The organism is Sphingobium sp. RSMS, from assembly GCF_005406185.4.
GTDB lineage: Bacteria > Pseudomonadota > Alphaproteobacteria > Sphingomonadales > Sphingomonadaceae > Sphingobium > Sphingobium fuliginis.
In genome coordinates this window covers 38668-63757 of the sequence record NZ_RPFK02000003.1, presented here as the reverse complement: position 1 = coordinate 63757, position 25090 = coordinate 38668, and the positions used below count along the sequence as shown (strand labels likewise).

Sequence of the window (25090 nt, the reverse complement as noted above, 5' to 3'; positions counted from 1 at the left end):
CTGGCAGCCGGGTCGATGGCTGCTCTATCCTCGCCCGCGATTGCTCAGATGCCGCCCGGCTCACGGGACTGTTCATTCCAGTCGCTATCGCCGGAGGAAAAGTCTCGGTACCAATCCCGTTACCGGCGCCGCGTGCGCGTCGATGGGCAAGCTTTTGCCGATAATGGCTGTATGAACAGGTGTGCATGACAGCCTCTGAGCGCAAAGCCCTCCGGCGTCCCCGCAAGGGCAAAAACTGCCGCGCCGTTTCGCGCCCCGTCACCAGCTTGGACGGATCCATGACAGTTGGCATCGGGCGCAAATGCGACTGACGCGCTCGATGCCGCACATGGCGATCATGGTGCGTTTCCAGGAGGGGACCAAATCCTACGCTAAGAATTTTGGCCAGCGATATTCTTCGCCGGTCAGGGTTATGTGCTCCCACCCCGCTCCTTACGGAGATCGAATCCACTGATCACTGAATTCTGACTTTAGAAACGTTTCTTGAATCGGGATCCATGGATGGGGTGACTACACGAAAGTGACGTATCTGCACGCTAAGGACGAACGGAGCGGGAACGCTTTGGCTTTGCGTCCTTCTCCGTGACTTCGAGGGCTTTGTAGAGGGCGGTTTTTCCGATCTTGAGGCGGGCGGCGGCTTCGCGGACGGTGAGCCCCGCTGCGATGTGCGCCCGCGCCTTGCGCAGCTTGTCCGGGGTGACGACGGGACGACGGCCGCCCTTGTTGCCTCGCTCGCGGGCAGCCTTGAGACCGGCATGAGTGCGCTCGCGGATCAGATCGCGCTCGAATTGGGCAAGCGAGCCGAAGATGTTGAACACCAGCATCCCGCCCGAAGTGGTGGTGTCGATGTTCTCGGTGAGCGAGCGGAACCCGATGCCGCGCGTCGCCAGTTCGCCGACTTTCTCGATCAGGTGGCTCATGGAGCGGCCAAGACGATCGAGTTTCCAGACCACCAGCGTATCGCCGGTGCGCAAATAGGCGAGCGCCTCGGCCAGGCCAGGCCGATCGGCTTTGGCCCCGGATGCGTGATCGTCGAATATCCGGTCGCACCCGGCGGTGTTCAGCGCATCGAGTTGGAGTGAGAGCTTCTGGTCTGCGGTCGAGACGCGCGCATAGCCGATCAACGCCACATGCAACCCGATCCTGTCCGTTTTCCCGTCATTATGCGATCCTGTCCGAATCGCCGTTACAGGTCCAGAGTTAACGGACATATTCCTGTTGGCCGCCAGAGGACCGTCTGACGGACAAGGGCGAAGAAGGAGATAATGCTTGGCGAGAGGGCGACTGGTGAGCCCGGAAATCTGGGCGGGGCATTATGGCGCGCCGCTCGATGAGCGCGAGATTGCGCGGCACTATACGTTGACCAGCGACGATCTGGAAATTGTCGGCCGTCGTCGCGGCGATGCCACCCGGCTAGGCTACGCCATGCTCCTGCTCACTATGAGATGGCCTGGCCGTGCGCTGGAAGCGGGCGAAGTCCCGCCCGCTCCTGTGCTCGCCTATGTGGCCCGCCAACTCGGCGTCGCGCCCGAAGCCTTTGCGGACTATGCTTATCGGGACCAGACTCGTCGCGAGCATCTCGTTGAAATCCGACGATCGCACGGGTTCAGGGTTTTCGACCGCAACGCGTTCCGCGAAGTCGTCGCCTTCTCGATCCCGATCGCACAGACCATCATCCATCCCGGTCAGATGGCAGGCGTCATCGTCGATGAACTCCGGCGCCGGCAGATCCTCCTGCCTTCTCCGTCGATTCTAGAAGCGGTGCTGCGGCGGGCGCGTCAACAGGCCGAACAGCTCACCTATGAAGTGCTCACGAACGGCCTGCGGCCCGACACACTACAGGGTCTGGACGATTTGCTGGCGCGACGGACGGGGCAAGCCGCGACATGGCTATCCTGGCTGCGCAATGCGCCACAGTCGCCGGCAGCGCGCAACATCCTGCGCCTGATCGAACGGCTCGCCTATATCCGCGCGCTGGGCCTCGATCGCGCCCGTGCCGACATGATCCCGGCTTTGACTTTTGACAGGCTGGCGGACGAAGGTAGCCGCATCACACCTCAGCACCTTGGCGAACTCAATGCGCTGCGACGCCATGCGACGCTGGCGGCAACCGGCATCCGCCTTGAGGAAAGCCTGACCGATGCCACCCTGACGATGTTCGACAAGCTGTTGGGCAGCATGGCGCGCCGCGCCGAGAACCGGACCCGCGACAAAGCCCTCAAGACGGTGCGCGAGCTGCAAGGCCATCTCCGGACGCTCACGGGGTCTTGCCGCCTCCTCATCGACGCACGCACCAAGGGCGTGGATTCGCTGGCGCAGATCGAGGCGCTGGACTGGCAGCGCTTCGCTGTGGCCGTCGAGCAGGCCGAAGTGCTCGGTCGACCGGAAACCGTCGATCGCACCGCTGAATTGATCGAGCGGCATCGCACGGTGAAGCTCTTTGCCGGCTCCTTTCTCAACACCTTTGAATTTCGCGGCGCCGGTGCGGTGCAGGGACTCCTGTCAGCGCTGGCCATCATCGCGGAGCTATACCGGACCGGCAAACGGCGCTTGCCTGATCGCGTGCCGCTGCGCTTCGTGCCGTCGGCATGGCGGCCGTTCGTCCTGCGGGATGGCATCGTCGATCGCGCCGCCTATGAACTATGCGCCTTGTCGCAGCTACGCGAGCGGTTGCGAGCTGGGGATATATGGGTCGCGGGAAGCCGCCAGTTTCGCGATTTCGACAGCTATCTCATCCCGCCGGCGACCTTTGCGGCGCTTCGCGAGAAGGGGCCGCTGCCGCTTGCCATCGAAACGGACTTTGAGCGCCATATCGAGGAAAGGCGCACCAGGCTCGACACGGCGATCGAACAGGTGACGATCCTCGCCCGACAGGGCGAACTGCCTCAGGTCAGGCTTGACGAAAACGGCCTCGTCATCTCGCCGCTGAAGGCGGCAACACCACCCGCTACCGAGATTGCCCGTCGCGCCGCCTATGATCGACTGCCGCGCGTGAAGATCACCGATCTTCTGCTTGAGGTCGATGCCTGGACCGGGTTCAGCGAATGCTTCATCCACCGGCGTTCTGGCCGGGAAGCCGACGATCGCAATGCGCTGCTCACCGTCATCCTCGCCGATGGCATCAATCTCGGCCTCACGCGCATGGCGGAAACCTGCCGGGGCGCTAGTCTGCGTCAGCTCGCCCATCTTCACGACTGGCACATCAGCGAGGCCGCCTATGGCGAAGCGCTGGGAAGGCTGATCGACGCCCATCGCGCCATGCCGCTCGCCGCGCTGTGGGGAGACGGCACCACTTCGTCGAGCGACGGTCAGCAATTTCATGCCGGGGGCCGTGGGGCCGCGATCGGCGACATCAACGCGCGGAGCGGCAATGAACCAGGCGTCGCCTTCTACACCCATGTCTCGGATCGATATGACCCCTTCGCAAGCCGGGTGATCGCGGCGACCGCTGGCGAAGCGCCCTATGTCCTGGATGGCTTGCTGTATCACCAGACCGGCCTGACGATCGAGGAGCACTATACCGATACGGGCGGGGCATCGGACCATGTGTTCGGCCTCATGCCCTTCTTCGGCTACCGCTTCGCGCCGCGCCTGCGCGACATCAAGGAGCGTCGTTTACACCTCCTGCCCGGCCAGGAATCCGGCCCCTTGCTCGCCGGCATGACGGCCGAACCGATCGCATTGGGTCATGTCGCGGCGCATTGGGACGAACTGCTGCGGTTCGCCACGTCGATCCGCACCGGCACCGTCACTGCTTCGGCGATGCTGCGCCGCCTGTCCGCCTATCCGCGACAGAACGGACTGGCCCTCGCGCTACGCGAACTGGGCCGCCTCGAACGCTCGATTTTCATGCTCGACTGGCTGCGCGACATCGACCTGCGCCGGCGCACCCAGGCGGGCCTCAACAAGGGCGAGGCCCGCAACGCGCTTGCGCGCGCGCTCTTCTTCAACCAGCTCGGGGAACTGCGCGATCGGCGGTTCGAGAACCAGACCTATCGCGCCTCCGGCCTCAACCTGCTCGTGGCCGCCATCATCTTGTGGAACACCCGCTATCTCGAAATCGCGCTGGCGGACATCGGCACGCCCGACGACATCGCGCGCCATGTCGCGCCATTGGGTTGGGAGCATATCTCGCTGACTGGCGACTATAGCTGGAATATCGAAGATCGGCCCGACCCGGATGCCTTGCGGCCGTTGCGCGCCGTCAGCTCCCTGCTCGCCGCGTGACGTTCGCTATCCGTTCGTCCTTAGCGTGCAGAGACGTCACTTCCGTGTAGTCACCCCTGGATGAAAAGGGGCCGACTCTCTGCATTCAGCGAATATTCGAACGCGAAGGCAGAAGGCCGGCCTGATCGATCAGAAGCTGATCGTTGCCGTGCCCCAAAAGCGGCGCCCTTCATCGAGCATCCAGTTGCCGTCGAGACCATCAAACCGGCCGCGGTCATCGACCGGCACGATCTTGTCGGTGACGTTGAGCACCGCCGCCCTCAGCGCGAAATTCTCATTGATCGTGAAATTGATGCCGACATCGAAGGTCGTGCTCCCTTCACGGGTGCGGGTGTTGAGCGCGCCGTTGCGGAACCCGCTGAAAGTCTGCTTGCCCGAGTAGTAGCCGAGCACATAGGCCGCGATCTGCTCGGTCGCTTGCCAGTCCAGGCGAACGTTGGCCATGTGCCTGGGCGTCTTGTCGAGCGGCGTTCCGTCAAGCGAACTGCCGTCGAAAGCGGGCTCGCCGCCACCCTTCCGGACGGAATCGGTGTAGGTATAATTCGCGGTCAGCAGCAATGCCGGGGTGATCGGCAGTCTGCCATTCACTTTGTCAAACGGCGCGCAAACGGGACCCCGTATAGGCGTTGAAGGGGGACCCCCTTTTCGAGATTGAGCGGAGGGTTGATGCCCTGCGCTGTGTGCGGCGGAGGTCGGGCGTAGCCCGGCCGGAGGCGTACACAGCGCAAGTTCGTTTTGAAGCTGGGGTGAGAGTGGCGGCTAACTGCGGTTTTTGAAGCGCCAGCTGTCGTTGCCGGTCTCGACGATATCGCAGTGATGAGTGACGCGGTCGAGCAGAGCCGTGGTCATTTTGGGATCCCCGAACACGGTAGGCCATTCGCCGAAGGCGAGGTTGGTCGTGATAACGACGCTGGTGCGTTCGTAGAGCTTGCTGATCAGGTGGAACAGGAGCTGGCCACCAGAGCGCGCGAACGGCAGATATCCCAACTCATCGAGCACCACCAGGTCGAGCCGTGAGAGCTGTCCCGCCAGGGTCCCGCCCTTGCCGATCCGGGCCTCCTCTTCGAGGCGTGTCACCAGATCGACGGTGTTGAAGTATCGTGCCCGAGCCCCTTTGCGCACGACGTTGGCGGTAATCGCGATGGCGAGGTGGGTCTTGCCGGTGCCCGTGCCGCCGACGAGCACGATGTTGCGACGCGCCGGTAGGAAGGAGCCATCATGCAGGGAGCGGATCAGTCCCTCGTTGATCGGCGTCCCTTCGAAGCTGAACCGCTCCAGGTCCTTCACCACCGGCAGCCGCGCGGCCGTCATGCGATATCGGATCGAGGCGGCGTCGCGATGGGTGGCTTCCGCGCGGAGCAGATCGGTCAGGATCTCCATGGTGGTGCGCTGGCGCTGGAGGCCGGTGGTGACGGCCTCGTCGAACGCGGCCACCATGCCCTTGAGGCCCAGGCCGCGCATTGTGTCGATCATCTCATGCCGCTGCATCATAGCCTCGCAGTCGGTCATAGCTGGCACAGTCGGCGATCGGCGGGTGACTCAGCATCCGGTCTTCCGAAGTGACGATGCTATGGGGCGTCGCCGGCTCGCGGCGACGGGAGAGGATGTTGAGGATCAGGTCGTCGCTGACCGTTCCGCTCGCCAGCGCTTCGCGCACCGCCGCCTCGACCTGCTCCAGCCATCGGTGAGCACGGCCGAGAGCACCCGCACGAACCTGCGATCCGCCTCATCCCCGTGCCCCAGCCTGCGTCGCAGGCGATGGAGGGATGGCGGCAACTCCCAGTCCTGGAACGGCGCGCCGTTGCGCAGGGCACCGGGCTTGTGGGCCAGAACCGGCAGATAATGCCAGGGATCGTAAATGGTGCGGTTCCGCCCGAAGTGACGCTCATGTTCCCCGACGATCTCTTCGCCGCAGCGGATGACCATCCGGCCCGCATAGGCGCGCACCTGCACCGTGCGCCGCGCCGCCCTGGACATGACCGAAGCGGTTGCGGTCGAAGCTGATGAGGCAGGTGCCGGTGACGGCATGCTCGCTCTCATGGAAGCCATCGAAGGGCGCCAGGATCGGCTGCAGGACAGGCCGCTCCATCTCCAGCGCCTAGGCCACGGTGATATCGCCGCGCTCGGGATGGGTGTGGTGCTCGGCCCAGCGCCGGCACTCCGCCTTCCTTCTCACGATCTGGCTTTTGAGCCATTCGAGCATGGAATCTTTTGCCATCATGGGCGTCGTCGTCGCTCTCGGCAGCATCGTCTACCGGGCCAGCATCCGCCGGTCATCAACGTAGGGGTCACGACGGTGGAGCGAGCGGTCGGCTCTTCAAGCCCAACGCGATCGGCTCATTTCTCGCTCACCAGTCGTGAACTAACGGCAAATTTGTCAGAATTTGAGGGTGAAAGTGATTTATGGCCCTCATTTTTGTTTCAAGCAGCGCCTGCCGAATGCATCTCTGCGATTGATGTCTTCTGCAAAAGCTTGTTGGCATCGGATGCTCGCTGATCACACCTAACCCGTAATCGTGCCTCTGGCTGACATACCCGACAAACGTATAAGCTCGCCATGCGCGGGCGTCACCAACCCAATTCCGCGTGCGATCCCAAGCGCACAAGCTGCAAGGTGTCGTCATCGGGCTTGCGGTAAATCAGCACGAGGTCGGGCTTTATGTGGCAATCGCGATGGTCGCGCCAGTCGCCGGTCAGCGCATGGTCGCGGTGGCGCGGTTCAAGCGGCTCGTCGGATGCCAGCGCCTCGATGATCGGGATCAGGTCAGCGTCCAGCGTCTTGGCGTGCTGCCCCTTCTTCTCCCGCTTGTAGTCGCGCTTGAACCGCCCGAAGCGTTCAATCGTCCGCATTGAGGTCGGCCATCAGGTCGACCACCGTGGCGAACCGCTTGCCCTTTCCCTCGCGCGCTTCCTTCATGGCCTCGATCGTCTCGGCATTGGGCACCAGCGGTTCAAACGGCAAGGCCTTGTCGCGGGCAACGCGGGTCAGCATCAGGCGCACGGCATCGGAGACGGTCAGCCCCATAGCAGCCAGCACGGTCGCGGCTTCCTCCTTCACCGCTCCGTCGATCCGGGTCTGCACAAGAGCGTTTGCGGCCATGTCGATTTCCTTTCTGCATGACGATGTAATGCAAGCGAACGCAAAGTGCAATCAGGCAAAGCCCCGGCTATCGACATGGCGACCGGGCTTCGCGTTTTTCACCTTCAATGCTGTGAGTGCCATCGGTTCGGGGCCCTGATCGGGAATGTTGGGGCCGTTCTCACACTTTCGGTGGGCAAACGGTCCCACAATCGTTCCACATTTTGGGCCAAATTCAGGCAAATCAGGGAGACGACCGCGAACAACTTACAAGACAAATCGTTGCTTTTTCAGTGTAGGTAGGGGTAGGGACGCCATCAGCTCGCTTGACACAAGGTTCTACACTCGACAGCGGGGTCCTCTACCACCGGGCAATTCTGCAGGATGCTGCAAACCGCGCGATATCAATGGCGGGCGAAAATTCGCTGACCGGCGCTGCCGAAGGCCACCACCGTATAGGGTTGGCGGGCAGCGCCTGCCACTTCCATGCCCTCCGAACCGATCGGCATCCCCGCAACCGCAATGCCTTTGACGCCCGCAGGACGGGTCGCCAGCAAGCGCTTGACGTCGGATATCGGGACATGGCCCTCGATCATATAGCCATCGACGATCGCGCTGTGGCAAGATGCCAGCGTCCGGGGCATGCCGGCCTTGCGCTGAAGCTCGCTGCGCGACGCATCGTCACGCATGACGACCTTGCGTCCCAGCTTCGCGCGCACGGCCTGCGCCCACTTCTCGCAACATCCACATCCCGGATCCCGGTGGACGACGATATCACTGGCCGCAAGCGCTACGCCGGGCATGGCGAGGAACAGCAAGGCGACGAATAGGCGGGTCTTCATGAAATGACTCCCGGAAGAACGATAAGCATGGGGCAGAGGCCCCTTCTTTTCTATACGCATCAATGCGCCCCTCCCCTCATCACGCAGATGATTTTACGATGGCGGGCGGCCTCCAGGCTAGCGGCAGGGACACAAGCAGCGCTAGCGATAGACCACCAATCCCCCACAGAACGAGCGGCTGCGCCCCGGGAGCGACGATGGCTATCGCCAGCGGCGCGAGCGCCTGCCCGATGCTGGCGGCGGAATGCTGGAAACCGAGCTTCACGCCTGAAGGGGCCCCGCCGCCGCTGATCCAGAAGCTGGTGACCAATCGAAGGGTTGCCGAGCTCCAGCCGGCAGCAACGATGATCCCACTGAGCTCGGCCATACTCGCGGCGACAGGAAACATGAAAAGTGCCACAGCCAGCAGGCCCAGCGTCAATCCGGCAAGCCGCCTCGGCACAGTGACCAGCCAATCCAGCTTTGCATGGAAGATCTGTGCCGCCAGCATGCCCAATCCGCAGAGACTGAGCATCCAGGCGATCTCTTCGCGGCTCAGCGAAATGGCGCTCCGCGTCACCAGGAGATTGACATGCATCGCCGCCAGCCCGCCGCCCGCGACGATCGTGATAAAAAGCAGGATCAACGTCGCGCCGAGCGTAGGCGCGGGCAGGTCTCCGCCATCGATGCAAGGTGCACACCAGCGCGGCAGACGCACGGCGCAAAGCGCCGCCCCGACGGCACCGATGCCGAGAGCGAGGATCATGAGGGGAGCGCGGGGCAGGATCGCGGCCGAGACCTCCGCCACCAGCGGACCGGCGAGATCGCCCAGAAACACGAAGGCGGTCAGCCAGGTGAAGCGGCGCGCCTGGTCCGCGCGCCCGCTTGCGGCAAAGCTCGCGCAGAGCAAGCCCAACGGTATGATGGCGGCCGACGCCATCCCCGCCACCAGACGCAATGCATAAAGCTCAGGCAACCCGACGAGGCCGATCGGCGCGGTCACCAGCGCGAGGATGACCAGCGCTGCGCGCAACATCGCCCGATAGTCGACCCGGTCCGCGATCCAGCCCCAGAGCGGCGCCGCCAGCAAGGCTGCCAGGGGATGGACCGCGGTCAGGCTCGCGACGTGAAAATCATGAGCGCTTGACGATAGCGCGCCACGAGCCGGGTCGACCAGTGCCGGAAGGAAGGCGAGAATGGCCGTCTGTCCCGCCGACGCCGCAGCCGCCGCGAGTAACAAGACGAAAAAGGAGGCCGGCCAGCGACCGTTGGCTTGCGATCCAGCCTTGTCACGCGGCGCGTTCGCGGTCGATCCCTCGAGTGGCCATCCGCGGATCACCACCAGGCGCGCAAGCCGATCACCAGCCTGTGTTCGGAAGGCCCTTCCCTGCGCAGGCGACGGAAATCGGCCGTGCCGTCAAATGCGCGCTCCCAGACGAAGCCGATATAGGGCGCGAACTTGCGCGACACCTCGTAGCGCAACCGTCCGCTCAGCTCGACATTGCTGAAGCCGCTGCCGAGCTGCCGATCGCTCGACCGCTTCGAATAGATATTGGTTTCCACCTGCGGCGTAAGGATCAACCGATTGGTGAACAGGACCTCATAGGAGGCCTTGGCGCGCGCCGCGAGACGCCCATCGGTCCCTACATAGCCGGTGAGCTGGACGTCGAACCAATAAGGCGCCAGTCCCTCGACGCCGGCGGCCAGCCATGTCGTCGCGCCCTTGCCGAGATCCTGCCTGACCCCGAGCAGCGTGCCCCAGAACGGGTTCTTGCTGTGCCACCACAGCGCCTCGACGCTGCTCTCCGGATCGAGACGTTGGTCGCGGGAGTTCTTGAGGCCCTGGCTGCGCAGCCAGAGCTTGTCATTGTCCTGACCCTTGGTGACGAGCACGGTCCAACCCACGCCCTGACCCTCGTTGCCGCTGGCGAATTCGAGCTCATCGACAAGTATCTTGGGGATCGAGAGCTTGTCGGCCATCTCATAGCCCGGCAGCGTCGAGTTGCGATAGCCGTCGGCATAATCGTCCGAGTTGCGCGCGTCCGGCGGGGCCTTGCCACCCTGCATCGAGCCCATGTCCATCGTGGCGCCGTTACCGGACGCCTTCGTGTCGGTCATATCCATGCCCGGCATGTCCATGCCCGCATGGTCCTGAGAGCCTTGCGCGGAAGGGGTGTGCTGAGCGGGAGTGGCCGTTTGGGCAGGGGTGGCGGCGGGCGACGGGGGCGAGGCATCCTGCGCGAGGGCGGGAGCCGTGATCGCCGGCGCCAGGAAGAGGGCAGCGCCAAGAGCGATGCCGCGCGAGGGGAAAATCCGGATCATGCGACCACCACCTCCCGGAACATGCCGGCCGCCATGTGATAGAGCAGATGGCAGTGGAAGGCCCATCGGCCCATGGCGTCGGCGGTGACGCGGAAGCTCACCCGCTGGGCGGGCTGGACCACGACCGTATGCTTGCGGACCTGGAAGGCGCCGTCCGGGCCTTCGACATCGCTCCACATGCCGTGCAGATGCATCGGATGCGCCATCATCGTGTCGTTGACGAAGGTGACGCGCAGCCGCTCGTTTGGCTTGAAATGAAGCGGCCTGGAATCGTTGAGCTTGATGCCGTCGAGCGACCAGATGAACCGTTCCATATTGCCCGTCAGATGCAGCTCGATGTCGCGCTCGGGCTCGCGCGGGTCGGGATCGCCGCCCGGCGTGCGCAGATCGGCCAGCGTCAGCACGCGCCAGCCGCGCCCGCGCAGCCCGGCGCCGGGATCGTCGAGATTGGTGCGCGGATAGTCGACGCGCATGTCGGTATTGGCGCCATATTCGGTGCGGGCGTGCCGTGCCCTGGCCGGCATCTCGGTCATGCCGTGCCCGGCATGCGCGTCGCCTCCCATTGCGCCCATCGTCGCCATCGCGCCCATCATGTCGACCGGCTCGAGCCAGGTCCGGGCATCGAGCGGCGGCACGGCTGCCGCCATGCCCGGGGCCGGTGCGATCGTGCCACGCGCATAGCCGCTCCGATCGATCGCCTGCGCGAAGATGGTGCGGGCGCCGCCCTCGGGCATGGTGAACTCGACGTCGTAGGTCTCGCCCGGGCCGATCCGGAATTCCTCGACCGTGACCGGCTCGACCGGCTGCCCGTCGGTCGATACGACCGTCAGCTCGACCCCGGGGATCCGCACGTCGAAGAACGTCGCCGTCCCCGCGCCGACGAAGCGCAGGCGCACGCGCTCGCCGGGCGCGGCGATACCGGTCCAGTTGCCGGCGGGCGGCGCGCCGTTCATCAGATAGGTGTAGGTCGCGGCAGAGACATCGCTGTAGTCGGTCGGGTTCATCCGCGAGCTGTTCCACATCCGCCGCCGCTCGAGCGCCTTGCCCAAGCCCATGGTGCCGACATCCTTGAGGAAATCGCCGGCGGTCGGCTGCGCAAAATTATAGTAGCTGCTCTGCTTCTTGAGATTGAGGAAGATCTGCAGCGGCGGCTCGTCCGACCAGTCGCTGAGCACGATGCAATAGTCGCGATCGGGCGCCCGCGCCGCCGGCGCCTGTTTCGGCTCCACGATGATCGCTCCATAGAGTCCCGTCTGCTCGGCGAGCGTGTGAGCGTGATACCAGTAGGTTCCGCTCTGGCGGACCTCGAAGCGATAGGTGAAGGTCTCGCCCGGCGCGATGCCGGCAAAGCTGATGCCGGGCACGCCGTCCATCTCCGCCGGCACGATGATGCCGTGCCAATGGATGCTCGACATCTCCTTGAGGCCGTTGCGCACACGGAGCGTGACCGTGTCGCCTTCGCGCAGGCGCAGGACCGGCGCGGGCACGCTGCCGTTCACGGCGGTCGCGATACGGCGTTTGCCGGTGAAGTTGACTGGCAGCTCGGCGATCTCGAGGTCGAACTCGGTCCCGCTAAGCTCGGCGGGCGAGACTGGGGCGGATCGCGCGAGAAGCGCCGGGGCGAAGCCGGCAACCGCGCCGCCGATCGCCAGCCCCTGGACGAAACGGCGCCGTGCGATCGGCCGGATATGTAAGGGAGACATGAACTGTACTTTCGCGAAGTCGGGTTCAGGCGAGGTCGAGGACGATCCGGCCCTCGATGTCGCCATGGTGCATGCGGGAGAAGACGTCGTTGATGTTCTCCAGCTTGTCTGCATGGACCGTGGCCTTGACCTTGCCGTCGCCGGCGAACGCCAGTGCCTCGAGCAGATCGAGCCGCGTGCCGACGATCGAGCCTCGCACGGTAATGCCGTTCAGCACGGTGTCGAAGATCGACAGCGGGAAGTCGCCCGGCGGCAGACCATTGAGCGCGACCGTGCCGCCGCGCCGGACCATGCCGAGCGCCTGCTGGAACGCCTTGGGCGAAACGGCGGTGACGAGCGCTCCGTGCGCGCCGCCTATCGCCTTCTTGAGCGCTGCCGAAGGGTCCTCGCTGTGCGCGTTGACCGTCAGTGTGGCGCCAAGGCGTGTAGCGAGGTCGAGCTTGCTATCGTCGATGTCGACCGCGGCCACATTGAGACCCATGGCACGGGCATATTGCACCGCCATGTGGCCGAGCCCGCCGATCCCTGAGACGACCACCCACTCGCCGGGTCGGGCCTCGGTGGCCTTCAATCCCTTGTAGACGGTGACGCCCGCGCAGAGGATCGGCGCAATGTCGAGGAAGTCGACATTGTCGGGAAGGTGACCAACATAGTTGGGATCGGCGAGGACATATTCGGCAAAGCTGCCATTGACCGAATAGCCGGTGTTCTGCTGTTCGTGGCAAAGCGTCTCCCAGCCACCCAGGCAATGCACGCAATGCCCGCAGGCGGTGTAGAGCCAGGGCACACCGACCCGGTCGCCTTCCTTCACATGGGTGACGCCCGCACCGACGGCGGCGACATGCCCGACGCCTTCATGGCCAGGAATGAAGGGCGGGTTGGGTTTGACCGGCCAGTCCCCTTCTGCCGCGTGCAGGTCGGTATGGCACACGCCGGTTGCCGCAATCTTGACCAGGATCTGCCCGGGGCCGACCGTCGGGATCGGCGCGTCCTCGATGACCAGGGGCTTGCCGAATTCGCGGACGACCGCCGCCTTCATGGTTTTCGCCATGTCCGTTTCTCCTTTTGAGCGAGGGGTCAGAACAGGCCGAGCGCGTGCTCGTCATAGGAGACGAGCAGGTTCTTGGTCTGCTGATAATGGTCGAGCATCATCCGGTGATTTTCACGCCCGAAGCCCGACGCCTTGTATCCGCCGAAGGCGGCATGGGCGGGGTACTGGTGATAGCAGTTGGTCCAGACCCGCCCGGCCTCGATCGCGCGGCCGAGCCGGTAGGCGGTGTTGCCGCTCCGGGTCCAGACGCCCGCGCCAAGACCGTAGGCGGTGTCGTTGGCAAGTGCGATCGCCTCCTCGACCGTCTTGAAGGTGGTGACCGCCAGGACGGGACCGAAGATCTCCTCCTGGAAGATGCGCATGTGGTTCTGACCCACGAACACGGTCGGCTGTACGAAATAGCCCTGGTCGAGCGCACCGCCCGGCAGCGCCCTGGCGCCACCGACCAGACACTGCGCGCCCTCGGCCTTGCCGATATCGATATAGCCCAGGATCTTGTGGAGCTGGTCCTCCGACGCCTGCGCGCCGACCTGGACCGACGGGTCGAGCGGATCGCCCTGGCGGATCGCGGCGACGCGCGCCACGGCGCGCTCGATGAAGCGGTCGAAGATCGACTCATGGATCAGGGCGCGCGACGGGCAGGTACAGACCTCGCCCTTGTTGAAGGCGAACAAAGTAAAGCCTTCGAGCGCCTTGTCGAAGAAGGCATCGTCCTCGTCGAGCACGTCCGCCATGAAGATGTTGGGCGACTTGCCGCCAAGCTCCATCGTCTGGGGGATCAGATGGTCCGCCGCGGCGTGCATGATCTGCTTGCCGGTGACGGTCTCGCCGGTGAACGAGACCTTGGCGATGCGCGGATTGGCGGCGATCGCCTGGCCGACGGTCCGTCCCGGGCCGGTGACGACATTGAGCACGCCGGGCGGCAGGATGTCGGCGGTGAGCTCGGCGAACATCAGCAAGGTGAGCGGCGTCTGGGATGCGGGCTTGATGACGGTGCAGTTGCCCGCCGCCAGCGCCGGGGCGATCTTCCACGCCGCCATCAGCAGCGGGAAGTTCCACGGGATGATCTGGCCGACGACGCCGAGCGGCTCGCGGAAATGATAGGCGATGGTGTCGGCATCGATCGTCGAGATGCCGCCTTCCTCCGCCCGGATGCAGCCGGCGAAGTAGCGGAAATGGTCGATTGCAAGCGGCACGTCGGCAGCGCGGGTCTCGCGGATCGGCTTGCCATTGTCGATCGTCTCGGCAAGCGCCAGCAGCTCCAGATTATCCTCGAGCCGGTCGGCGACGCGATTGAGAATCCTGGCGCGCTCGGCGGGCGCGATCCTTGCCCATTGATCCTTGGCGGCGTGCGCCGCATCGAGCGCGCGCTCGACATCTTCCGGCGTCGACAGCGCGAACTCGGCGATCTGGGCGCCATTGATCGGGCTCTTGTCGGCGAAATACTCGCCGCTCGCAGGAGCGCTCCAGCGGCCTCCGATGAAATTATCATAGCGGTGTCGGAAGGAGGCCGCCGCGTTAATGGTCCCGATCGCCTTCTCGAACATAACCTGACTCCATCTCTATCGATGGCCTGACGGAGTAGTCTCTTTGCCCGGGCGGCCTATAAGTAAGTTCCGCAGAAGGTAGTCTGGTATCGGTGTCGCGGGCTTTAAGGGTCGGACACGCCAACGGAGCCGATGAATATTCATCGACTCCTGAACCTATTCGCGCACGCCTGATCGGAATTATGCCGAGACAGGCGTTACTCGGCCGAGTCTTCTTTTGGCGAGGGCGGCGCTTGGCATTCCAATTCTGGCGTTACGCCCGGGCGCGCTTTAGGCTCACCCAATCGCCTTTCTGAAACGTCCCGTCCCTCACGCGGAAATGAGCGTAATGGTCGTCGAAAATCTGGTCGACTTCGACATGACCGACAAGGCGGCGGTGGCGCGGCGTTGCGTGATAGACTTCGAGTATCTGCCCGATGTGCGCGCCATCGGCCTTGCCCAGGCAGGCCACTGTGCCGCCCGCATCCATACGGACGATCTTGCCGCGCATGAACAAGCTATGGCCGATACCCTGTGCGAGGAGCGGCGTGCTGCCAAAGAGCAGAAAGCCAATAGCAGCACCGACGCCAAGATGATTTCGCATCGCTGTTTCCTCTGTCACGTCAGACGCTCGGACCCGGTTTTGAAGGCCGGGAGCACGGGCGACGCTGGGCATCGTCAAAGAACTGGCCCGCCGCGGGGGCGGCGGCGGGCCCTCAGCCCCGGGGGGTGTTTTATCGGGGCTGGAAACTTCACATGTCGCTCATCGGCTTGTCGGCCATGGGCTTGGCGGTCTTCTTCTTCGCCGCCGGCTTGGCCTTCTTCATCGGCATCTTGCAGCAGCCACTCTTCGCCTTACCGGCCATGCCCGAGCCGTTCGATGCAGGCGAGCCGCCGGACATGCCGGCCATCCCCGACATGCCCTGTTGATCCTGCTGGGCCGGTTGCCCCTGCTGCTTCTGCGCGCCGGCCTGATGATCCTTCATCATCTGATCGTGCATCTGCTGCCCGCCATGATCCATGCCCTGCTGGTGGGCATGGGCCGGCGCAGCCTGCGCGGGCGCGGGCGTCGACTGGGCGAGAGCGGTGCCGGCGGCGAAGGTTAGCGTCGCGAAGAGGCTGACGGGCGCCGCGAGAAATGTCGTCTGTCGCATTGAGGGTCTCCGAGTGTTCTTCCTGTTGCCCGATCGACGTTCCGATCCCGGCAATTCCGAAGCTTCAATGCTGCTAGCGAGACGCTGTCTGTATACGTAAGTTACGAATCGAAATCCGATCGGCCGTGTGCCTGCTGGAGCAGGCGCGTAAAATGATGATCCGGGATCGATCAAAAATGTGACCCGGCCTGGTTTTCTCGTCCTGAGACCGGCCAGAAAAGCGATTGGCCCGCCGTGGGAACGGCGGACCAAGGCTTCGGTTGAAAGCGGCCATGATCTTGTCCGTCAACCTTGTCGTCTGATGGAATGATGGCAGGGTCAGCAACCACCGTCCGACCTGTGTGACATGCCGGAGGCGCCGTCCTGGTCCTGCGAATCCCGCATCGCCATTCGATGGCCCTGCATCATCTGGCCGTGCATCTGCTCCTTACCGTGAGCCATGCCCTGCATGTGGGCAGGATCGGGCTGGGCAGGCGCCGGCCTGGCCTTGAGGGTCTCCTCAAGATCGGGCATGCCCGGCGGCATCCCGTCCGCCAGCACCGGTCCGGCACTGACGGCGAGGAAGCCGAGAGCTGCGAGCGAAGCGATCATTGCCGTCTTCTTGCGCAAGTATCCATTCCTTCAAGTCTGGGTTTCCCGTTCGATCGAGCATATGCCCGGTCGATTGTCGCCCCTTCCGGAGCTTGCCCGTGAAATGGTGTCACCTTCCGCCTTGCTGTATACGTAATGTGCGAAGTCCGTCTCTGAGATGGCCATAAATTATCGCACTGGCATCGTTGTTGTGCCGATGTGTAACTATGGTTCGGACTCGAGAGCAGGACAGGTCGGCAACAGTGACTAATCCATGGCGGCCAGCAGACGCTCGAGAGGAATAGTGGCAAAAGTGGTGAAGCTGTCAGCAATGGCATAAGGCAGTACCAGCACCCGATTATGTACCATCGCGCCGCAGCTGTAGGCTACGTTTGGCACATAACCTTCGCGCTCATCCATGTCCGACCGCAAAAGCGGTAGCTTCGTCCGCGCCAGCAGCTTCGAGGGATCGTCACGGTCCAGCAGGCACGCCCCGATGCAATAGTTCCGAACGGCGCCGACTCCATGAGTTACGACCAGCCAGCCTTCGTCGATCTCGATCGGCGATCCGCAATTACCGATCTGGACAAACTCCCAAGGCCAGCGAGGTTCGATGGCTTTCGCTCCGCCACTCCAGTCGTGAATGTCCGCGGACGTCAGGAACCAGATATTTTCGTTATCCTCGCGCCCAAGCATGGCAAAGTGCCCGGCAATGCGTCGGGGGAAAAGCGCCATGCCCTTGCTACCGGTGGCATCCCCACGCAGCGGTCTGAGTTCGAATGTCCGGAAGTCCGGCGTGGACAACAACTCCTGCCGGACGGACTGGCCGCTAAATGCCGTATATGTACCGAAATAGGTGGCTCGGCCATCGTCGTCCAGGAAGCGGACCAAGCGAAGGTCTTCGATGCCACCACGCTGGCTGGGGGTTGTCGGAAAGATCACGATCTCCGAGAGATCGTGGCTGCCATCGCACTTGATCCGAATGCCCGCGTCCGGCCCGTCCTCGCCGGAGATGTTTTCAGTCTCCAGCACGAGCGGCATGGGGCTCGGAGGATTGATTGCTATGGTTCCGTCCGCGGCGCAAAACCCGGTGCGAAAGGTGACGGAGGAGATATGCCCCTCGCCCACGCCTCGCAGGGAAAGAATGAATCGGAGAGAGTTTTCAGGTACAGCAGACTGATCAGGATGCAGGACGATGCTCGGATTGAAAAGCGCTGCTGCCTCATAGGAATATTCGTTGCAAAAATGGGCACCGATCAAGAGCGCCTGTTCATGGGTGACCTCGCAATCACAGACGATGATGCCATCAACCTCGTGGAACCGCCGCAAAAACAGGGACGGAACCTCACGATGCCTTCCCGAGAAATCATCAAGAATGCGTTGCAACTCATCGTGGAGCGATGCTGGGTCGAGCGCCAGGACGCGGTCGGCGATGCGCTGCGCACGTGGCTGATCCGGTACCGCATATTTATAGGTTTCCGTCGACGGCATATAGGGTCTGATCACTACCCTTGCTGGATTGGGGCGGAGCAATTCGGGTAGCCGGTTGACAAATTCGGCGGTTGACACTGACTTCTCCAATACAGATCGACCGTGGAGCGTTCACGCAATCGTAAAGATGGTGCTCGGCATTACCCGACTATCGGGTGGCGGCACGGAAGGCTCCGGCGATGGCGGGTGCGATGATTTCCGCCGTTGCCGGATACTCGGACTTTGTGCCACGTGCCATGATCGCTGTCCTGGCGTAGTTGTCGGACACACAAGCTGTGACCGGGGGCTCTGGCCTGAACGTGACTATGTGGGGCACGTGCGAAGCGCGCCGCTCAGCTCGACATGTCCGCCATCGTTCGGCAGCTCGCCGCGCATTTCTTGCAGGTGGCCGAGCAACGCGCGATCCGCTGGTCCGCGCTATGGCGTCCGCATTCCTCGGCGCAGCGCTCGCAAGCGTCGGCGCAGGCGCGGCAGACGATGCGGTGCAGGGCAGATTCCCGCAGCATCGAGTTGGCAGTCGCCTGGCACAGTTCCGCACAGTCGTTCAGCATGGCGATCAGCGACGCCGTAGCTGACGCGCCGCCTTGCTTCGTCAGCCAAGCGGCGGTTTCCAGGCACATGCGGTGCGAAGCCACGCAATCGTCGATGCAGTCCGTCATCGACATCGCCATCCCTTCCATTCGATGCTGCTGCGCCGCCGCCGGCACAGCCAGCGTTCCGGCGGCGGCAAGGCCGGCGCCGGCCATCAGCAATTCGCGTCTCTCGATCATCATGCACCTCCCATCTGCTATCCCTTGAGCGCTGTGCCGCATCCGGCGGCCTCAGCCGTCGCAGGCGACCCATCCGACGCCGCACGCGCCTTCTCCCGCGCCATCCGGGTTTCCTCCCAGGGCCAGTGGCCGTTGATCTCGACCCCGAGCGAGATGCTCAGGAAGGTCCGCACCAGCACCAGCCCGGCCAGAACGATGAGATCGTCGAGCGTTGGGTTGATCACCAGCGACTTGACGATGTCGCCGGCGACCAGAAATTCCAGGCCGAGCAGGATGCTGCGGCCGAGCGCCGAGCGGAACGCGCTATAGGCCTCGGTTCGGTCGCCCGCCCTCGCCCGCCGCGCAAACAGAAAGGTTGCGAGCCCCGCGCCGACCAGGATGGTCAGCGTGCCCGCCAGTTCCAGGCCGATCACCGCGAGCCGGAAGAAGGCGCTCAGCCAGTCGGCCTCAATGGTGATCATACCAGCCTCGCTTGCGGATATTGTTGAAGCTGTCGGTGGCGTGACAGGCATAGCATTGGTCGACGCGCGCCTTCGATCCGGCTGCGCGCTGCGAGACCATGCTGAAATGCTCCATGAAGTGACTCGGCGGCGCCTTGTGGCACTCGGCGCACTGCGTCGAATTGACCGATGGATGGCGGTAATTGGCGATCTTCCAGCTGTCGGTCTTGTGGCAGCTCGCGCAGTCGGTGCCGAACAGGCCCTGGTGCGGATCGCGGAACGCATGGCAGCTCGCGCAATTGAGCGCGGTCTCGGGGGTCAGGCTTCGAGTGTTTGTCGACATGCCCGCCAAAGGCTGCCGCCACTTCGCCATGTCGAGCAACGCGGCGTGATCCATGCGGATGATGCCGCGCTCTCCCTCATGTTCGACGTGGCAGGAGGTGCACTGCGTCGCTTTCGCGTGGAACTGCGTCGACTGCTTCGTCCCGAAATCGGTGCCCGCATGGCAGGTGAGACAGGTCCGGGTTTCGACGCCCTTGCCCGGCGTGTGGCAGGCCGTGCATTGGCCGGCAAAGGACTGGTGCGCGCTCGAGAGCGGGCCGGGCGAGACGAGCTGCGCCACCAGGCCGGCATCCCTCGGCGCGTCCGATCGCATCCGGATCGCGACCGCGGCGACCATCACCAGCAGGGCTGCGATGAAGACGGCGTAGGAAAGACGCTGCCAGCTCATAGCCAGCGCAGCCCGTAATAGATCGCCGCGCCGACGTGGAGCGCGAGCAGCGCGAAGATGAGACAGCCCAGCAGGATGTGCAGGAACCGCCACCGCGCGAACAGGGTGTTGGTTGCCTCTTCGGCACGGATCGCGAATTCGGTATCGGCCAGCGCTGCGGCGATCCCCGCCTTGTCCTGGGGGCGCTGGCCCGCGGACGCATCCCCGGCGACGAACAGATAGCGCTTCCAGCCCGACAGCGGCGGGGCTGCGGTATCGGCCTGCGTCGGCGCCGCCGGCTCCTCGAGGAAGGCGGCGCGAAGCGAGGCCAGTTCTGACCTGCGTCCGCGCAGCGCCCGACCAAGCTGGGCAAGCAGGTAGCGGCCGATGAAGCCGGTGATGACCGTCATCAGCAGGAGGACGGTCAGAAGCAGGCCGACCGGGCTTTCGAGCTTGTGCGCGGCGTGGACCAGACCCAGGATCGGCGCCAGCACGCCGGCATAGATGTGGATGGCGAGCAGGGTTGGCTTGCTGACGACCCGGGAGAGCGCCTTGTCGACCCAGGCGATGTGCTTGGCCGCGACATAAGGAAGCGTCAGCAGCATCAGCACGAGCGCTGCGATCCCGATGATCCCGCCGGCCAGGCTACCCGGAAAGCGGGGCGACACATGCACGAGATAGCCGAACGGGAACAGCAGCAGGAACGCGACCAGCAGGCCCACGGCAATGTCGCTGCGTTCGCGCATCAGGCTTCGACCACGAGCGGCGTGCCCGTCCCCTTCGCCTGGCACGCGAGCACATAGCCTTGCGCCTTGTCGGCGGGCGCAAGGCCGGATTCGACCTCCATCGTCACTTCGCCCTGCAGCAGCTTGACCACGCAGGCGCCGCATGTGCCCGCACGGCATGCATAGGGGATCTCGACGCCCGCGCCCTCGGCCGCCTCCAGCACGGTCTCGTCCGCGGGCAAGGCCGCCGACACCCCCGACACGGAGAAGGTCACCGTGCTCGGCGCCACCTCGGCGCTCGGGGCCGGCTTATCCGCTGGCGGGGGCGCGGGCTTGACCTCGAGATCCTCGTGGTCGGCCGGCAGCGAGGCCGGACCGAACGCCTCGGTGTGCAGCTGCGCTTCGGGGACGCCGAGTTCCGCCAGCACGCCGCGCATCGCGCCCATCATCGCCGGCGGGCCGCACATATGGATGCGCCGGCTCGCGATCTCCGGCACCGCGGCCAGGATCATCTCGCGCGTGATCGGCCCTTCGGGGCCCATCCAGACGGTGCCGGGCGCGCGCTGCATCGCGGCGACGACATGGAGGTTGGGAAAACGGCGTTCGAGCCGTTCGAGCTCGTCGCGGAACACGAATTCCTCGGTCGACCGTGCGCCGTAGAAGAAGAAGATATCACCCTTCCACGCGGTGTCGGTGAGATAGCGCAGCACCGACATCATCGGGGTGATGCCGACCCCGCCCGCGATCAGCACGATGCTCTGGGCATCCGTTCCCGTGAAGGTGAAGGCGCCGAACGGTCCGCTGACCTTCAGCAGATCGTCGGCGACGACCTTGTCGTGCAGGTATCGCGAGACCACGCCCTGCTCCTCGCGCTTGACCGTCAGTTCGACATAGGCCCGCTGGGTCGGCGAAGAGGCGATCGTGTAGGAACGGCGCGCGGTCTTGCCCGCTTCGGGCTCTACCTCGACCTGCAGGAACTGGCCCGGCAGGAAGTCGAACGGCAGCCGGTCGGCGGTCGGGTCCGCGAGCCGGAAGGTCAGCACGCTCGGCGTCTCTCGCACGATCTGGACCACGCGCAGCTGCCCCGCCCAGCTTTTGGGCTTGCGCAGCGACGCCCCAGCGGGTGCGGCCGCATTGCTCGGCGCGAGCCCGGCGCTGTCGGCAACGGGTGCAGGCGCGGGCGCAACCCTGGTAGCGGGAGGGGCAGCCTTCGGCTCCGGCTTTGCTGGAACCTTGGCGGTGGCGACACCGCCGGCGATCGCCCCGATCCGCCGCAGGCGGAAGATCTGCAGCGCGATAAGCGTGGCGCTCACCAGCCCCAGGAACAGCATGAGAAGGAGGTGCGAGGGCGAGATGCCGAACCAGTGATCGGCATGGCCGGGCGCGGCCTGGTCGATGTCGAGCTGATCGCGCAGCCAGGCAAGCCCGACCTCCCGGGGCGGCTGCAAGCCTCCGATCGCGCCCTGCGCGGCGGTACCGGAGCGGAACAGGTCGGTCCCTTCGCGCATCCGGCGCGCCGCATCGAGCCGGGCCGAGACCGTTGTCGCACGCGCGCCGTCGGCCGAGGCGGCGTTGACCATCGACAGGCCCGTGCTTACCCGTTCCCCGGCCTGCGCAGCGACCCGCTGCCGGGCCGCTTCGTCGAGCGCGGGAAAGGCGAGCAACTGCGAAAAAAATGCGGTGCGGCGGGAATCGTGCCCATGTTCATTCTCGCCTTCGCCGTTGATCATGCGCTCCATCATAGAGTTCATCATCGAGGCCATATCGGAGGTGCCGACCTCGGGCTTTGCGGACATTGCGCCATCGGCCATCCCCGCACCGCCCGAAGTATCCCCATGATGTGCCGAATGGTCTTCGCCCTCCTGAGCGTGCACGCTCGCAGAGGGAAGGCTGAAAGCGAGCAACAACCCCAGACCCGAAAGGCGAAGGCTGGTCCAAACGCACATGTCGACCCCCTTCGCGCCCTTACATGTCCTTCATCGGCATCGCCGAATCCGCAGGCGCAGGCTCGGTCTTCGGAGCGCTGCTGTTCATGCCTCCCTGGCGCATCGCATCATGGTCCATGGCCTGCTGGTGATGCCGCTCCATCTCCTGTTCATTGGCCATGGCGTCCGAATGATCCATGCCGGCGGGATTTACGCTATCAGCGCCAGCCGCGGGTGCGGCGCTGTTGGCCGCAGCCGGCACCGTCTGATCGGTCTTGCGCTCACAGCCCGAAAGCGCCGCCATCGAGAGCAGGCTAACGCTGATTAGCGACAGTATGACTTTTCGATTTCCGACCATTGCTTCTTCCTTTCGTACTGGAGGAATCTCCGGGTGGGCCCGAGCCACCCGGAGCAGGAATCATTGTGCTTGGCGAAGAATCTTGCGGCACTGATCGTGCGACAGGTTCATGGGATTACGACCCTGCTGTTTCATCTCGCCATGGTCATGACGTGTCTGGAGACCCATATCGCCCTCCATGGCCCTACAGCTTTCGACCTGTGCGGAGGTAGGCGGCGTCGTCGCACAGGCGCCCAGAAGCAATGCTGGAACAATCCCAGCCACTATATGCATTCGTGTCATGATAAATCCCCTTTTAATAATGGTGTTTGTTCTTCCTGCGAGGCTTGCTCTTATATCTTTCGGTGATCAGATCTCCGCCTTTCCGTGAGGAACGTGAGAATAGGGCAATCGGAAACAGGAACTTCGCCCGGGCACTCATCGGCAAGCAATCGAAGCATGTCGCGAATATCGGACAGGCGCTTGAGCCGGACTTCGGCGTCCGTGATCTTGGCGAGCGTGATATCGAGCACGGCCTGCGCATGCGCGGTGTCCGATGCCCTGAGCGCCAGCAGCTGCCGGGCCTGATCGAGGGTGAAGCCAAGCTCCTGCGCCGAGCGGATGAAGTTGACGCGCTCGAGGTCCGTCGCGTCGTAGAGCCTGTAGCCCGCTGCCGTGCGCGCGGGCTCGCGCAGCAGGCCCATCCGCTCATAATAGCGGATCGTATCGCGGCCCACGCCTGCGGCCGCGGCCAGTTCGCCGATCTTGAAATTGCCCATGTCATCCGCTCGATCATGCCGGTTGGACCATGGTCCAGGGTCAAGCGGTTTCGCTTTGACCCCGAACGGTCTCCTCGTCGCCGGCGGCCCGCTGCCCCGACGCGTCGCATCAGGGCAGCCCGTGCCGCCGGGCCACCGGCTTGTCAGTTCTTGCGAAGCTCGACGATGTCGTGCTTGGCAGGCGTGCCGTCGGCGACGGACACGTGCGCGAAGTGATCGTCAAAGATATGGTCGATTGTCACATGGCCGACGAGCTGGCGGTGATAGGTCGGCGCCACGCCCTTGGACGGACCCGGATGGGTCACGACGCGATAGACCTCGAGCTTCTGGCCGACCTCGGCGCCATCGGCCTTGCCGATGCAGACGACCGTGCCGTTGCTGCCCGTGTCGACGATCGAGCCGCGCATGAACAGGCTGTGCCCGATGCCCTGGGCCATAGCGGGGACGGCAGCAAGCATCGAAATGCCGGCAAGCGCGACCATGAGAGTTTTTCTGACCATATTCACCTCCTTGGATGGTAAGCCACCGCCCGGACTTTGCCGAGGGGAAGAGCGTCTCTTCAGGCTTGGGACTACGGTCCCGGGTCCAGCCTCGATATACGTAGAGGCCGCAGCCGATCTTCTTCCCCGGGCCGGATCTTTATTGACGCGGAGTTGACGGAATCAGCCGTCAGCACTTCAAAATCCGCGCGGCGCGAGACTTTGGTTGGCTGCGCCCGCGAAACCCGCTAGATATCGAGGCCCGTGAAACGCCTGCTCGCCCTCCTGCTCGTCATCGGAGCGCTGTCCGGTCTCTTCGGAGCCCAGATGGCGGCCGCGCACAGCGTGCCGCAGGCGGCAGGCGCGCCGCTGGCCAAGGGCATGGATGCGGACTGCATGGCGATGATGGCCAAGCAGCAGCCTGCGCCCAGCGAAAAGCCCTGCAAGGGCCTGACGCTCGATTGCATCGCCGCGATGGGGTGCGTGATCCCGCTGGTCGCAGCGGACCTGGCAGGCGGCGTTGCGCCTGCGCGTCTCTACGACGCGCCCAGCTTCTGGACGACCGACACGATATTGACCGGCAAGGCGGTTGCGCCCGAGCCGGATCCTCCCACCAGCCTTGCCTGATTGAACGAGCACGGGCTGCGCGCATCGATCGATGCGTGCGCGCCCGGTTTCCTTCTTTTCAGTCAAAGGTTTTCGTGATGATCAAACTGCTTCCGGCCGCCCTTGTGGCGGCCCTCAGTCTCGCCGCGCCTGCGCTTGCAACCGACGCGAGCCGCACGCCGCAAGGCCATTGGGAATGGCGGTCGGCGCCGCAATATGGTCCGCGGGCGACTGGCCCTGCGCGTGTCCGCATATGGGTGCCCGACAGCCGGGACATGGCCAGCTGCGATTGCGCGATGATGCAGGCAAGCGCCGCCGACTGCATGCGCGGCGCAGTCAGGTCGGACAAGGGCTAAACCCGCTCCGGAGCGGCGCG

26 protein-coding genes and 1 pseudogene are annotated in these 25090 nt (G+C 64.3%); 3 read left to right on the top strand and 24 right to left on the bottom strand.

The features are described 5' to 3' along the window. Positions 1-536 precede the first annotated feature (536 nt). Positions 537-1130 (bottom strand): recombinase family protein, encoded by a 594-nt coding sequence (locus EGM87_RS23590; protein ID WP_137710513.1) that lies wholly within the window; start codon positions 1128-1130, stop codon positions 537-539. Between the two features lie 139 nt (positions 1131-1269). On the opposite strand from EGM87_RS23590, the gene EGM87_RS23585 reads away from it, so the two are divergent. Continuing rightward, the gene (locus EGM87_RS23585; RefSeq protein ID WP_137710514.1) at positions 1270-4227 is read left to right on the top strand and encodes a Tn3 family transposase; all 2958 of its coding nucleotides are present in this window, start codon (positions 1270-1272) and stop codon (positions 4225-4227) included. 129 nt (positions 4228-4356) lie between these two features. Here the strand turns inward: EGM87_RS23585 and EGM87_RS23580 are convergent, their stop codons facing one another. From EGM87_RS23580 to EGM87_RS23470, 23 genes and pseudogenes are all read right to left on the bottom strand, one after another. Next, positions 4357-4785, bottom strand: a complete 429-nt coding sequence (locus tag EGM87_RS23580) for a TonB-dependent receptor domain-containing protein (RefSeq protein ID WP_021245211.1) — start codon at positions 4783-4785, stop codon at positions 4357-4359. 201 nt (positions 4786-4986) lie between these two features. Next, on the bottom strand, positions 4987-5715 hold the full coding sequence (gene istB, locus EGM87_RS23575; protein ID WP_025549137.1) for an IS21-like element helper ATPase IstB: 729 nt from the start codon (positions 5713-5715) through the stop codon (positions 4987-4989). Then, positions 5702-6394, bottom strand: a pseudogene (locus EGM87_RS23570) (Mu transposase domain-containing protein); the annotation flags it as partial. The pseudogene EGM87_RS23570 and the gene istB, both read right to left, overlap by 14 nt. A 401-nt stretch (positions 6395-6795) precedes the next feature. Next, a complete protein-coding gene (locus tag EGM87_RS23565; protein ID WP_004212690.1) occupies positions 6796-7077 on the bottom strand; it encodes a type II toxin-antitoxin system YafQ family toxin in 282 nt (93 codons plus the stop codon). Beyond that, complete coding sequence (locus tag EGM87_RS23560; RefSeq protein WP_004212689.1) at positions 7064-7327, bottom strand: type II toxin-antitoxin system RelB/DinJ family antitoxin; 264 nt, start codon at positions 7325-7327, stop codon at positions 7064-7066. The genes EGM87_RS23565 and EGM87_RS23560 overlap by 14 nt, the downstream gene beginning before the upstream one ends. A gap of 383 nt (positions 7328-7710) precedes the next feature. Then, entirely contained in the window at positions 7711-8148 is a 438-nt protein-coding gene (locus EGM87_RS23555) for a DUF411 domain-containing protein (RefSeq protein WP_007683347.1), read from the bottom strand. A gap of 79 nt (positions 8149-8227) precedes the next feature. After that, the gene (locus tag EGM87_RS23550) at positions 8228-9469 is read right to left on the bottom strand and encodes an MFS transporter (protein ID WP_007683345.1); all 1242 of its coding nucleotides are present in this window, start codon (positions 9467-9469) and stop codon (positions 8228-8230) included. Further along, entirely contained in the window at positions 9463-10449 is a 987-nt protein-coding gene (locus EGM87_RS23545) for a copper resistance protein B (protein WP_004212678.1), read from the bottom strand. Before EGM87_RS23545 ends, EGM87_RS23550 begins: the two co-directional genes overlap by 7 nt. After that, positions 10446-12152 carry a copper resistance system multicopper oxidase gene (locus EGM87_RS23540; RefSeq protein ID WP_062343367.1) on the bottom strand — a complete coding sequence of 569 codons (1707 nt, stop codon included), beginning with the start codon at positions 12150-12152 and terminating at the stop codon, positions 10446-10448. The genes EGM87_RS23545 and EGM87_RS23540 overlap by 4 nt, the downstream gene beginning before the upstream one ends. 25 nt (positions 12153-12177) lie before the next feature. Next, on the bottom strand, positions 12178-13203 hold the full coding sequence (adhP, locus tag EGM87_RS23535) for an alcohol dehydrogenase AdhP (protein ID WP_007683342.1): 1026 nt from the start codon (positions 13201-13203) through the stop codon (positions 12178-12180). A gap of 26 nt (positions 13204-13229) precedes the next feature. Then, positions 13230-14750: an aldehyde dehydrogenase family protein gene (locus tag EGM87_RS23530; RefSeq protein WP_025549141.1), complete on the bottom strand. Its 1521-nt coding sequence runs from the start codon at positions 14748-14750 to the stop codon at positions 13230-13232. A 253-nt stretch (positions 14751-15003) separates the two neighbouring features. Beyond that, positions 15004-15333 carry a hypothetical protein gene (locus tag EGM87_RS23525; RefSeq protein WP_025549143.1) on the bottom strand — a complete coding sequence of 110 codons (330 nt, stop codon included), beginning with the start codon at positions 15331-15333 and terminating at the stop codon, positions 15004-15006. A 148-nt stretch (positions 15334-15481) separates the two neighbouring features. Then, positions 15482-15883 carry a hypothetical protein gene (locus EGM87_RS23520; protein ID WP_015449265.1) on the bottom strand — a complete coding sequence of 134 codons (402 nt, stop codon included), beginning with the start codon at positions 15881-15883 and terminating at the stop codon, positions 15482-15484. Positions 15884-16201: 318 nt separating this feature from the next. Then, positions 16202-16492, bottom strand: a complete 291-nt coding sequence (locus EGM87_RS23515) for a hypothetical protein (RefSeq protein ID WP_007406388.1) — start codon at positions 16490-16492, stop codon at positions 16202-16204. A gap of 228 nt (positions 16493-16720) precedes the next feature. Continuing rightward, entirely contained in the window at positions 16721-17944 is a 1224-nt protein-coding gene (locus EGM87_RS23510; RefSeq protein ID WP_016743863.1) for a glycoside hydrolase family 130 protein, read from the bottom strand. A gap of 332 nt (positions 17945-18276) precedes the next feature. Continuing rightward, entirely contained in the window at positions 18277-18717 is a 441-nt protein-coding gene (locus EGM87_RS23505) for a four-helix bundle copper-binding protein (RefSeq protein WP_015449267.1), read from the bottom strand. A gap of 14 nt (positions 18718-18731) precedes the next feature. Beyond that, positions 18732-19175, bottom strand: coding sequence for a DUF1622 domain-containing protein (locus EGM87_RS23500; RefSeq protein ID WP_007406411.1), 444 nt, complete (start codon positions 19173-19175; stop codon positions 18732-18734). Continuing rightward, positions 19162-19884 carry a hypothetical protein gene (locus EGM87_RS23495; protein ID WP_007406380.1) on the bottom strand — a complete coding sequence of 241 codons (723 nt, stop codon included), beginning with the start codon at positions 19882-19884 and terminating at the stop codon, positions 19162-19164. The genes EGM87_RS23500 and EGM87_RS23495 overlap by 14 nt, the downstream gene beginning before the upstream one ends. Beyond that, complete coding sequence (locus tag EGM87_RS23490; RefSeq protein WP_007406424.1) at positions 19881-20609, bottom strand: hypothetical protein; 729 nt, start codon at positions 20607-20609, stop codon at positions 19881-19883. The genes EGM87_RS23495 and EGM87_RS23490 overlap by 4 nt, the downstream gene beginning before the upstream one ends. After that, complete coding sequence (locus EGM87_RS23485; RefSeq protein WP_137710515.1) at positions 20609-22534, bottom strand: 2Fe-2S iron-sulfur cluster-binding protein; 1926 nt, start codon at positions 22532-22534, stop codon at positions 20609-20611. The genes EGM87_RS23490 and EGM87_RS23485 overlap by 1 nt, the downstream gene beginning before the upstream one ends. Positions 22535-22553: 19 nt before the next feature. Beyond that, complete coding sequence (locus tag EGM87_RS23480; RefSeq protein WP_021243090.1) at positions 22554-22871, bottom strand: hypothetical protein; 318 nt, start codon at positions 22869-22871, stop codon at positions 22554-22556. Between the two features lie 332 nt (positions 22872-23203). Then, on the bottom strand, positions 23204-23629 hold the full coding sequence (locus EGM87_RS23475; protein ID WP_021243089.1) for a heavy metal-responsive transcriptional regulator: 426 nt from the start codon (positions 23627-23629) through the stop codon (positions 23204-23206). Between the two features lie 143 nt (positions 23630-23772). After that, the gene (locus tag EGM87_RS23470; protein WP_025549152.1) at positions 23773-24129 is read right to left on the bottom strand and encodes a hypothetical protein; all 357 of its coding nucleotides are present in this window, start codon (positions 24127-24129) and stop codon (positions 23773-23775) included. A gap of 243 nt (positions 24130-24372) precedes the next feature. Between EGM87_RS23470 and EGM87_RS23465 the strand changes: the two genes are divergently transcribed. Together EGM87_RS23465 and EGM87_RS23460 are read left to right on the top strand one after the other, a co-directional pair. Continuing rightward, the gene (locus EGM87_RS23465) at positions 24373-24735 is read left to right on the top strand and encodes a hypothetical protein (RefSeq protein ID WP_007406428.1); all 363 of its coding nucleotides are present in this window, start codon (positions 24373-24375) and stop codon (positions 24733-24735) included. A gap of 77 nt (positions 24736-24812) precedes the next feature. Continuing rightward, positions 24813-25070, top strand: coding sequence for a hypothetical protein (locus EGM87_RS23460; protein WP_007683334.1), 258 nt, complete (start codon positions 24813-24815; stop codon positions 25068-25070). Positions 25071-25090: the final 20 nt, after the last annotated feature.

Bases quoted from the DNA above. Each gene is read 5' to 3' on its own strand.
- EGM87_RS23460 (WP_007683334.1), top strand. From the start codon at position 24,813: ATGATCAAACTGCTTCCGGCCGCCCTTGTGGCGGCCCTCAGTCTCGCC.
- EGM87_RS23540 (WP_062343367.1), bottom strand. From the start codon at position 12,152: ATGTCTCCCTTACATATCCGGCCGATCGCACGGCGCCGTTTCGTCCAG.
- EGM87_RS23565 (WP_004212690.1), bottom strand. From the start codon at position 7,077: ATGCGGACGATTGAACGCTTCGGGCGGTTCAAGCGCGACTACAAGCGG.
- EGM87_RS23500 (WP_007406411.1), bottom strand. From the start codon at position 19,175: ATGATCACCATTGAGGCCGACTGGCTGAGCGCCTTCTTCCGGCTCGCG.
- EGM87_RS23505 (WP_015449267.1), bottom strand. From the start codon at position 18,717: ATGATGATCGAGAGACGCGAATTGCTGATGGCCGGCGCCGGCCTTGCC.
- EGM87_RS23560 (WP_004212689.1), bottom strand. From the start codon at position 7,327: ATGGCCGCAAACGCTCTTGTGCAGACCCGGATCGACGGAGCGGTGAAG.
- EGM87_RS23470 (WP_025549152.1), bottom strand. From the start codon at position 24,129: ATGGTCAGAAAAACTCTCATGGTCGCGCTTGCCGGCATTTCGATGCTT.
- EGM87_RS23520 (WP_015449265.1), bottom strand. From the start codon at position 15,883: ATGCGACAGACGACATTTCTCGCGGCGCCCGTCAGCCTCTTCGCGACG.
- istB (WP_025549137.1), bottom strand. From the start codon at position 5,715: ATGCAGCGGCATGAGATGATCGACACAATGCGCGGCCTGGGCCTCAAG.
- EGM87_RS23530 (WP_025549141.1), bottom strand. From the start codon at position 14,750: ATGTTCGAGAAGGCGATCGGGACCATTAACGCGGCGGCCTCCTTCCGA.
- EGM87_RS23475 (WP_021243089.1), bottom strand. From the start codon at position 23,629: ATGGGCAATTTCAAGATCGGCGAACTGGCCGCGGCCGCAGGCGTGGGC.
- EGM87_RS23545 (WP_004212678.1), bottom strand. From the start codon at position 10,449: ATGATCCGGATTTTCCCCTCGCGCGGCATCGCTCTTGGCGCTGCCCTC.
- EGM87_RS23480 (WP_021243090.1), bottom strand. From the start codon at position 22,871: ATGGTCGGAAATCGAAAAGTCATACTGTCGCTAATCAGCGTTAGCCTG.
- adhP (WP_007683342.1), bottom strand. From the start codon at position 13,203: ATGGCGAAAACCATGAAGGCGGCGGTCGTCCGCGAATTCGGCAAGCCC.
- EGM87_RS23525 (WP_025549143.1), bottom strand. From the start codon at position 15,333: ATGCGAAATCATCTTGGCGTCGGTGCTGCTATTGGCTTTCTGCTCTTT.
- EGM87_RS23555 (WP_007683347.1), bottom strand. From the start codon at position 8,148: ATGAAGACCCGCCTATTCGTCGCCTTGCTGTTCCTCGCCATGCCCGGC.
- EGM87_RS23510 (WP_016743863.1), bottom strand. From the start codon at position 17,944: ATGCCGTCGACGGAAACCTATAAATATGCGGTACCGGATCAGCCACGT.
- EGM87_RS23490 (WP_007406424.1), bottom strand. From the start codon at position 20,609: ATGCGCGAACGCAGCGACATTGCCGTGGGCCTGCTGGTCGCGTTCCTG.
- EGM87_RS23485 (WP_137710515.1), bottom strand. From the start codon at position 22,534: ATGTGCGTTTGGACCAGCCTTCGCCTTTCGGGTCTGGGGTTGTTGCTC.
- EGM87_RS23495 (WP_007406380.1), bottom strand. From the start codon at position 19,884: ATGAGCTGGCAGCGTCTTTCCTACGCCGTCTTCATCGCAGCCCTGCTG.